Source organism: Rhizobium sp. CRRU65 (assembly GCF_048551595.1).
Taxonomy (GTDB): domain Bacteria; phylum Pseudomonadota; class Alphaproteobacteria; order Rhizobiales; family Rhizobiaceae; genus Rhizobium; species Rhizobium leguminosarum_J.
On sequence record NZ_JBLYZH010000037.1, the window covers coordinates 1 to 9,335 of the forward strand.

Here is a 9,335-nt window from a genome sequence, read left to right on the forward strand (position 1 = left end):
GGGGCGGGGGAAGCGGCGGCGGTTTTCACAAGCGCAGCGAGCCTGTGAATTTCGCCGCCAGCCTCTCGCGCGGGATGGCGGCGGTGCGGCGCAACATGGTGGTCGTAATGGTGTTTACGGTCGCCATCAACGTCCTTCTGCTGGCGATACCGCTTTATCTCTTCCAGATATCCGACCGGGTGCTGACAAGCCGCTCCGTCGACACGCTCGTCATGCTCTCGATCGCCGTGATCGGCGCCGTGCTGCTGCAGGCCTTCATGGATACGGTGCGGCGCTTTATCCTGATGCGCACCGCGGTGGAGCTCGAAGTTCAGCTCGGCGCGCCGATCCTCAGCGCCGCGGCGAGGGCGTCGCTGCATGGCAGCGGCAAGGATTATCAGACGCTGCAGGACCTGCAGCTTTTGCGCGGCTTCTTGACATCCGGCACGCTGATCGCGTTTCTCGATGCGCCGCTGATGCCGTTCTTCGTGGTCGTCGTCTATTTCGTGCATCCGCATCTCGGCATCATCATCATGGTCTGCTGCGCGGTGCTTTTCGTGATCGCCTATCTGAACCAGAAATTCACCGCCCGGCAATTTGCCGAATCCAACGGCTATCTCAGCCGGGCAAATTTCCATCTCGATTCCATGTCGCGCAATTCGCAGATTATCAACGCAATGGCGATGATCCCCGAGGCGGTGAAGATGTGGGGGCGGGAAACGGCGGGCTCGCTGAAATCGCAAGTCGAAGCGCAAGACCGCAACATCATCTTCTCCGGCATATCGAAGGCTTGCCGCATGATCACCCAGATCACCCTGCTGGGCTGGGGTGCGCATCTGTCGCTCTCCGGTGAGTTGACGGGCGGCATGGTGATTGCGTCCTCGATCATCTCGGGACGCGCCCTGGCGCCGATCGAAGGCGCCATCGAAGGCTGGCATCAGTTCAATCGATCGGCAGCCGCCTATGGCAGGATCAAAGGACTGCTGTTGAACTCCCCATTGAACTTCCCGCGCCTGCGTCTTCCCAATCCCGAAGGCCGGCTGGATGTCGAACGCATTCTCTTCGTGCCGCCGCCGCAGAAGAAGGTCATTCTCAACGGCATCTCGTTCTCGCTCAGGAAGGGGGAATCACTTGCGATCATCGGTAATTCCGGGTCCGGCAAGACGACGCTCGGCAAGATGCTCGTCGGCTCGATCGTCCCGACATCGGGGAATGTTCGCCTCGACCTGATGGATCTGCGCAACTGGGACCAGCGCCAGTTCGGCGAAAGCATCGGCTATCTGCCGCAGGATGTGCAGCTCTTTCCCGGTACGATCAAGGCCAATATCTGCCGCATGCGTGACGACGTCGACGATCACCAGATCTATGAGGCCGCTGTGCTCGCTGACGTGCACGAACTCATCGCAGGCTTCCCGCAGGGCTACGAAACAATTGTGGCGGGTGACGGCGCTCCGCTTTCGGGCGGCCAGAAGCAGCGCATCGCGCTGGCCCGCGCCTTCTTCGGCAATCCGAAGTTCGTGGTCCTCGACGAGCCGAACTCGAACCTCGATACACAAGGCGAGGCAGCTCTTGCCAAGGCGCTGATACACGCCAAGAAGCAGGGCATCACCACCGTCACCATCACCCAGCGCCCGGCCCTTCTCCAATGCGTCGACAAGATCCTCGTGCTGAAGGAGGGTACTGTCGCCATGTTCGGGGAAAGGATCGAGGTGCTGCAGGCGCTTTCCAAGAACAACGGCAATAACGGTCAACAAGCACCGCGCATCGAGGGATGAACGACATGGGACGGAATCAGGAGACGGCCGGTCCGGTGCAGCTCGAATGGTATAGCGACGTGCCGCGCTCAATCCGGATGCACAGCATCGTCGGCCTGACGGTTCTCTTCACCTCGTTCGGAGGCTTCGGCTTCTGGGCGGCGACGGCGCCGCTCGCCTCCGCCGTTATCGCGCAGGGAAGCTTCGTCGCGACCGGCAACAACAAGATCGTCCAGCATCTGGAAGGTGGCATCATCAAGGAGATGCGCGTCAGCGAAGGCGATACGGTCAAGGAAGGCGATATCCTGCTGACCCTCGATCCTACAGCATCCCGCTCAAACGAGCGGATGCTGCAGCTTCGCCGCCTGCGCCTGGAAGCCATTGTCGCAAGGCTCCGTGCCGAAGCGCAGGGCCTGCGTGAACTCCAGCTTCCCAATATCGTGACGAAGGAGGCCAGCGATCCCGATATCAACGCGATCATCCAGAGCCAGAACGTCGTCTTCCACAGCAAGCAGATCAAGCTCGAAGAGCAGCTCAATCTGATCGGGAAGAACATCGCGTCGCTGGAATTCCGGTTCGCCGGCTATAGGGGCCAGAGAGATTCCTTCGAAAGGCAGCTGTCGCTGCTGACCGAGGAACGCGACTCCAAGGCTCGGCTGGTGAAGGTCGGCTATATGCGCAGGACGGATCTGCTGGCAATCGAGCGGGCGATCGCCGATGCGATGGGCGACATTGCTCGACTGAACGGCGAGCTCAACGAGAGCGAGGCCGAGATCGCCAAATTCCGCCAGGAAGCCGTCATCGCCGTCAACTCCAACAAGCAGGCGGCACTCGATGCACTCGAGACCGCCGAAACCGATCTGGACAGTGTGCGCGAACAGATGCGCGAGGCCGCCGGCGTGCTCGAACGGACCACTATCCGTTCGCCGGTGTCGGGCACGGTGGTGCGCTCCTATTTTCACACAGCCGGCGGTGTCATCACGACAGGAAAGCCGATCATGGAAATCCTGCCGTCGCATGTGCCGCTGATCCTGGAAGCGCAGGTATTGCGCACCTCGATCGACCAGTTGCATGAGGGAGAAACGGCCTCGATCCGCCTCACGGCGCTCAACCGGCGCACGACCCCTGTTCTGCAGGGCAAGGTCTTCTACGTCTCGGCCGATTCGATCGAGGAAAATTCGGGAGCTTCGGTCAAGGACGTCTATATCGTCCGCGTCGGAATACCCGATTCCGAGATTGCGCGGGTGCATAATTTCCATCCCGTTCCCGGCATGCCGGCCGAAGTGCTGATTCAGACGTCGGAACGCACCTTCTTCGAATATTTGAGCAAACCGATTACCGACAGCATGTCCCGGGCTTTCAAGGAGCGCTGATCGCTCGCGATCCGGCACGGGCGGACCTGTAGATATGACGGACTTGCGCGTTGTTCTAATGTAATGTCCACATGTCATCCCTTGAGGGATGGATTCCCTCCGGGGAGAAAGGGTCAAGCATGGCGGCGATGTCCGATGTCCTGCTGCGGGTCGGCCGCCTGAACTATGTCTGGACGAACACCGAAAGCCTGCTGATCTACATCATCGCCCATCTTCTCCGGGTGGAAAAGGATGCAGCAATCGTCGTTTTCCTCACGCTGAACACCACACGCGCACGGATCGATCTCATCGAACGGCTGTCCAAGCTCGCTTCGACCTCCCCTTCCGACCGGAAGGCGATCCTTTCAGCTATGTCGCGGTTGAAGAAAGAATCCAAGATACGCAACAAGTACAATCACTGCATCTATTCCTTCGACGAAAAGGGAGAGATCTCGAGCACACAGCTGATGCGGCTCGTCGAGGACGACAAGCAGATCCGCTACGGCAAGATCGAACAGATGGACGCGCGCGAGCTCGACCTTCTGGAAAAGTCGATCGCCGAGATCGTCGCCATCAGCCGGACGCTCTGGGCCTTCATCCATGCGAGCCCGCGGATCTCCGGCGAGCTCTGATCTAATCCTTATGTACTCATGTTCTCAAAACCGCTGCACACTTTCGGGCGAGGTCCGTTGAAGCTCGGCATCCTTCAGGACGCGTTTGGCTCTATCGCTTTGAATCTGTGTATGATTTTGACCAAAACCGATTGCGATTTTGGGTTATGCGCCGGGCTCAGGACTAATCCCATTTAGGCGCCTCAAATCATCCGGACGGTTTATTTGAAGATCGGTGTTTCCCTTTAGAATGAAACCTCCCAAGTGACGTATGGGGTATTGGGGGGCGGACATGCGCATAGATATCATCGATACCATTGCGGGGTTCGAGGCGGTGCGCGAGAACTGGGATCAGATCTTCCTAGAAGATCCAGACGCGCAGCATTTCCTCTCCTGGATATGGCTGAAGAACTATCTGTCGCGCCGACGCCGCTGGTTCATCCTCGCCCTTCGCGAACGCGATCCCGAAGCACCCTATGTCGCCTTCCTTCCGCTGCGCCTCATCACGCATCTGAACGAAAAGACCGGGCTCTTCTATGACGAGATCATCATGGCCGGGAATTTTGCGGCCGATTATACCGGCTTCATCGTCAGGCCGGATTACGAGCATCACGCCATTGCGGGCTTTGCTTCGTTTATCAAACATCAAAACTGGACCGACCTGAAACTCGAATATTTCAGCGGTCCTGCCAGCCGGCGCGAGAAGATGATCGAGGCGCTGCAGGGACCGGAGGTGATGTTTCGCGACAGCTCGCCCAAGAACAGCGAGAATATCGACAATACGATCTGTCCCATCATCCCCCTGCCGGCAAGCTTCGACGACTATCTCGAGCAGCGCATGAGCAGCCAGACGCGCCAGAAGCTCCGGCGGTTCCTGCGCAAGGTCGAAGGCGACGATATTTACAGGATCACGATGGCAACTCCCGAGACCATCGATCGGGACCTGGACACCCTCTTCAATCTCTGGCGGATCAAATGGAGTGCCCGCAAAGGCGCAGAGCGGACCGAGCGGCTGATCATCACCACGCGCGAGATGCTGATGGACAGCTTCAACTGCGGCAATCTCGAGGTGCCGGTCCTTTGGTATGGCGACCAGCCGCTCGGCGCGCTGGCGAATATCGTCGACCGGCAGAAGAAGGCCATCCTCTTCTATATCACCGGCCGCGACGAGAACTGGAAGACGCCCTCTCCCGGCCTCATCCTGCATGGCTACTGCATCCGGCGGGCGATCGAGCAGGGCTTCAAGACCTATGACTTCCTGCGCGGAAACGAACCCTATAAGTACATGTTCGGGGTGGAGGAAAGGCGGATCAGCTGCACCCTGTTCCGCACCCGCAACGGCCAGAACCTGCATGGCGCGCTCAACCCGCGCAGCATTCGTTTCGTCTATGAACAGGCGCTCGACATGTACCGCAATGGAGCCCGGAGCAAGGCGGAGATCGCCTTCAACCAGGTCCTGCAATCGGCGCCAGGCCATACCGGCGCGGAATTCGGGCTCGCCAATCTGCTGTTCGACCGAGGCAAACTGACGGAGGCATTGACTGCCTACAAGGCTCTCGTCGAGCAAGCACCCGACCCGACACCGATCCAAATGCGGCTTGGCGACACGCAACTTGCCCTGCATCAATATGAGCAGGCCGCAGAGACTTTCCGCCGGGTCGGCGAGATCGGGCCGCATCTCATCCAGGCGCATTACAAGCGTGGTATCGCCCTTGCGGCGAGCAAACGGCTGGCCGAGGCGGAGGCGGTTTTCGCCGCGATCCAGGACGTGCATTCGGACGATCCGACCGCACTCGATTATGCCGCCAAGGCGGGCGTTGCCCTCGAACGCCTGCGCTCGATCACCGAGCCCGCCGCTGGCAAGACGGACGTCGTGCCGGAGACCATCGCCCGCTGGAACCGAGGACGGCAGCTCAGCGAGCGACGCCGGCCACGTCTGCATTGATGTGGTTTCGCCATGGTGCGGAAATGCGGTCCGGCAGCTCCGGGACGCACAGTCACCATGGTCTTTGATTTTGCGCTGCGATCGTTGCTAAAAGAAGCGCGAGCCTATTTTTGCAACTCCTCAGTGAGAAGTCATGCAGACGAATGCAGACGGCGCCGAAAGGGAACGGCTTCTGGCCATTCTCGATTTCTGGCACAAAATCGAGTTCTTCATTCCTTACGATCTCTCCAGTCGTATCGTCTCCGGTGAAGGCCGAAGTGTTTTCTGGTTGCATGCGAAAACGCTCGGCGATGACGGTGCCGCACTCAGTCGTCCAGCGATCCCCGAGGAGAAGCAGATCACGGGTTTTACCCTGTTCCTCGGCGTTTTCAGCAAATCCGAAATTGCCGATATTCGCAGACACTTCGATTGCGTTGCGACCGATACCGCCGAATATGACGACGCCGAACGCAGCGACCTCGATGGCGATACCTGCTTTGCCAGCTTGCAGCTCTCTCCCTTGGGACAGCCGCTGTTCGAAACATTTTCAGTTTCCACGCTGCCATGGGCTCTGGGACGGGTGCGGAAATCCGGCCTCTCCTCGCTCGGCTACCAGGCATTTGCCGACAGCAAGCGGCAACTCTCGGAATTGCTTCAAAACTTTCGGGCGCAGCGGCATCTGAGATCTTCATCCTCCGAGGACACGACCGATCAGCCGATCGATGCTGCCGAAATCCTGACGCTGCATGAATTGCTCTGCGATTGGGCCGGCTTTGCCTCGAAGCAGGAGAAACCCATTGCCGCTGTTGAAATGCGTTACCGGGACCGGGTGGAAAAATCAGAGTTCATCTCCTTGCCACCACCGCCGGAAAGCAATGCGCTCGATGCCGACGACGAGGAGGATGAGAGTACCAGTGCTGAAGACGATATCGGTATCTTGAACAGCTTCTTCATCGAGGACATCGAGCGGGCGATGATACGCGTCACGCATGGCGATATCCCCGCGCCGCTCAGGCAATATCTCACCCCGCTGGTGCATGAGAAACGGATCGACCTCTACTCGGAGGATGGACGCCGGGCGATCGTTCGGGCCTTGCATCCTGGAAAACTCAACCGCGGGCGCTGGCTCAGCGAACCTCACCACGCCATGAGCCTGATGCAACAGTTCGCGATCAATTCGGCAATCGACGAGTTGTCGGAAACGGGACTGTTCTCGGTCAACGGCCCGCCAGGGACGGGAAAGACGACGCTGCTTCGCGACATGTTCGCAGATAATATCGTTCGGCGCGCTCGCATCCTGGCCTCCTTGAAGACGGCGCGCGAAGCCTTCGATGGCGCGCCGCGCCGCATCATTTTCGCGGACCGGAGCACTGCCACGATATCGGCGCTGATCCCGGCCCTGGCAGGATTCGAAATGGTTGTCGCCTCCTCCAACAACGCCGCCGTGGAGAATATTTCGCGCGACCTTCCGAAGCGAAGCTCGGTCGCGAGAACGTCTTCCTTCCAATATCTGCAGACCATCGCGCACAAAGTCGCTTGCCAGAAGGACAATGGGGCGGTCGTCAGGCTCTCGGACGGCGACCGCCCATGGGGGCTAATCGCCTGTGCGCTCGGCAATTCCCGGAATCGCCGAGCTTTCAAGGAACGTTTCGCCTTCATGGAGATCGCCGAAAGGCCGAAGCCCGGCTGGTCCGGTGCCGACAAACCACAGACCATCTGGGAGTGGCTAAAGGGTTATAAGGGACCAAACTTCGCCGAAGCATCGGCGGCATTTCAGGCCGCCGACAAGGTGGTTCGCGACAAGATCGGCGAATATGCACGCTATGCTGATCTCCATGACGAAATCGCCCTGGTTTCGCAGGATGGTTTCTGCCGCGAAGCGCTTGAAAAGGTCAGAGCAGCTGCGGCCGAACTTCGACACGCACAGGACCGATGCGATATGGTTGCCGCCGACATGCTCCGCCTCAGGGAAGGGTTGTCTCCTCTGAAGGAGGAGGAACTGCTGCTCGACCGAGGCGCTCCTGCGTGGTGGGAGAAAGTGCTGTCGACCAACCCTGCCCGGCAGCATCGGCACAATGTCGTCGCCAATGCACGAAGACAGCTGGAACTGCGCAAGGCGCTGGCGGAATGCGAACATCACCTTACGAAAACCCTCAGACCTGCGCTGGAACAGTCTTTGCGGAGACATCGACGTGGCGAACAGGCACTGCGGTCGCAACGAGAAATCTGGTCCAGAAAAAGGGAGGAGTTTGGCCGCCTAGGGGAAATTCTCAATCACCCCACCCTACCTGGGCGCCTGACCGATCTCGAGACCGATCAGTTCCAGATTGACGGTCTGTGGCATCAGGACGAACTGGCAGGTCTGCGTTCGGCATTGTTGGAAGCAGCGTTGACGCTGCATGAAGCGTGGCTGGCGGATGTGGGCAAGAAAGGCGGAGGTTTTGGAGGGAACATCGTCGCCATCAACAAACTGCTTTCCAACAACGGTCCCGCCGACGGCGAGCACATTGCGTTGATCTGGCAGAGCCTTTTCATGATCGTTCCCATCGTCTCGACAACCTTCGCCTCCTTTGCCCGGCAGTTCCACGGTCTCGACACCGGCTCGGTCGGCTGGGTCTTCATCGATGAAGCTGGTCAGGCGGTGCCGCAGGCGGCCGTCGGCGCCCTGTTGCGGGCGCGGCGCGTCATGGTGATCGGTGATCCCCAGCAGATCGAACCGGTCTTCACGCTGCCCAGCGCGCTGATCACCGCCACCTCGGCTCTCTCGCCGCATACGGCGGCAGGACAATATTCGCCGAACAGTGCGTCGGTGCAGATGTTGGCCGATGCCAACAACCGCTATGGGACGACGGTCTCGGGCGAGGAGGCCGATGGGCTCTGGATCGGCAGCCCCCTCAGGGTACATCGGCGCTGCATCGATCCGATGTTCGGCCTTGCCAACCAGATCGCCTATCAGAACAAGATGGTCTTCGGGCTGGAAGAGCGCCGGCCGGCCGGTGACGCTCCGCCGTTTTATGGCGACAGCGCCTGGATCGACGTCAGGGGAAGGGTGTCAGGCAAACAGGCCGTTCCAGAACAAACGGGCTTCATCGTCGATCTCCTCACCGCCACTTATCGCCGGGACGGCGGATTGCCGGACCTCTATATCATTTCGCCGTTCAAGGAGATCAAGAACAGTCTGAAGCAGGCTCTGGCCCATGCAACATGGGTTGATTGGAACGGAAATACGCGCTCGGCTCCGCCAAGACTGTCGAAGTGGCTGAAGGAAAGGATCGGCACGGTGCATACCTTCCAGGGCAAGGAAGAAGACGTGGTTTTCATGGTGCTCGGCGCCGATGCCGCTCATAGCGGGGCTGCAGCCTGGGCCGCATCGAAGCCGAACCTGTTGAACGTTGCCCTGACGCGCGCCAAACGCCGCTTCTATATCGTCGGCGATCGCACCCTCTGGGAAACCCTGCCTTACTTCAGGGAGACAGCGAGTGCCTTGAAGACAATACAGGCAGCCGAATTCCTGGCCCGGAATGAATTGAACTGAAGGATCCGAATCCGATTACTGATCCTGGATGCTTGCCTCGACCACATCTGGCCAAACGCAAAAAGCCCGCACGAGGCGGGCTTTTGCGTATTATTGGGAATTTGGTTTCGGTTTGAGGCTTTGCCCCGTTGGGTCTTAAACAGTTCAGTGGACTGTTTTATCGGGCGGGCCCGATCGACC

5 protein-coding genes are annotated in these 9,335 nt (G+C 59.4%); all 5 read left to right on the plus strand.

Going from position 1 to position 9,335, the window contains the following annotated elements; translation table 11 throughout:
* Window positions 1–1,754 (plus strand): type I secretion system permease/ATPase (locus ACM5SV_RS36430; RefSeq protein ID WP_419425524.1); only part of this gene is annotated, 1,754 nt, incomplete at its 5' end.
* Between the two features lie 5 nt (window positions 1,755–1,759).
* Window positions 1,760–3,106, plus strand: a complete 1,347-nt coding sequence (locus ACM5SV_RS36435) for an HlyD family type I secretion periplasmic adaptor subunit (protein WP_222017979.1) — start codon at window positions 1,760–1,762, stop codon at window positions 3,104–3,106.
* Window positions 3,107–3,225: 119 nt separating this feature from the next.
* Complete coding sequence (locus tag ACM5SV_RS36440; protein WP_012759596.1) at window positions 3,226–3,717, plus strand: hypothetical protein; 492 nt, start codon at window positions 3,226–3,228, stop codon at window positions 3,715–3,717.
* A gap of 271 nt (window positions 3,718–3,988) precedes the next feature.
* Window positions 3,989–5,641 (plus strand): GNAT family N-acetyltransferase, encoded by a 1,653-nt coding sequence (locus ACM5SV_RS36445; protein ID WP_222017977.1) that lies wholly within the window; start codon window positions 3,989–3,991, stop codon window positions 5,639–5,641.
* 133 nt (window positions 5,642–5,774) lie between these two features.
* Window positions 5,775–9,155, plus strand: a complete 3,381-nt coding sequence (locus ACM5SV_RS36450) for a DEAD/DEAH box helicase (RefSeq protein WP_222017976.1) — start codon at window positions 5,775–5,777, stop codon at window positions 9,153–9,155.
* Window positions 9,156–9,335: the final 180 nt, after the last annotated feature.

Excerpts from the sequence above, each read along its gene's own strand:
- ACM5SV_RS36440 (WP_012759596.1), top strand. The coding sequence starts at position 3,226 with ATGGCGGCGATGTCCGATGTCCTGCTGCGGGTCGGCCGCCTGAACTAT.
- ACM5SV_RS36450 (WP_222017976.1), top strand. The coding sequence starts at position 5,775 with ATGCAGACGAATGCAGACGGCGCCGAAAGGGAACGGCTTCTGGCCATT.
- ACM5SV_RS36445 (WP_222017977.1), top strand. The coding sequence starts at position 3,989 with ATGCGCATAGATATCATCGATACCATTGCGGGGTTCGAGGCGGTGCGC.
- ACM5SV_RS36435 (WP_222017979.1), top strand. The coding sequence starts at position 1,760 with ATGGGACGGAATCAGGAGACGGCCGGTCCGGTGCAGCTCGAATGGTAT.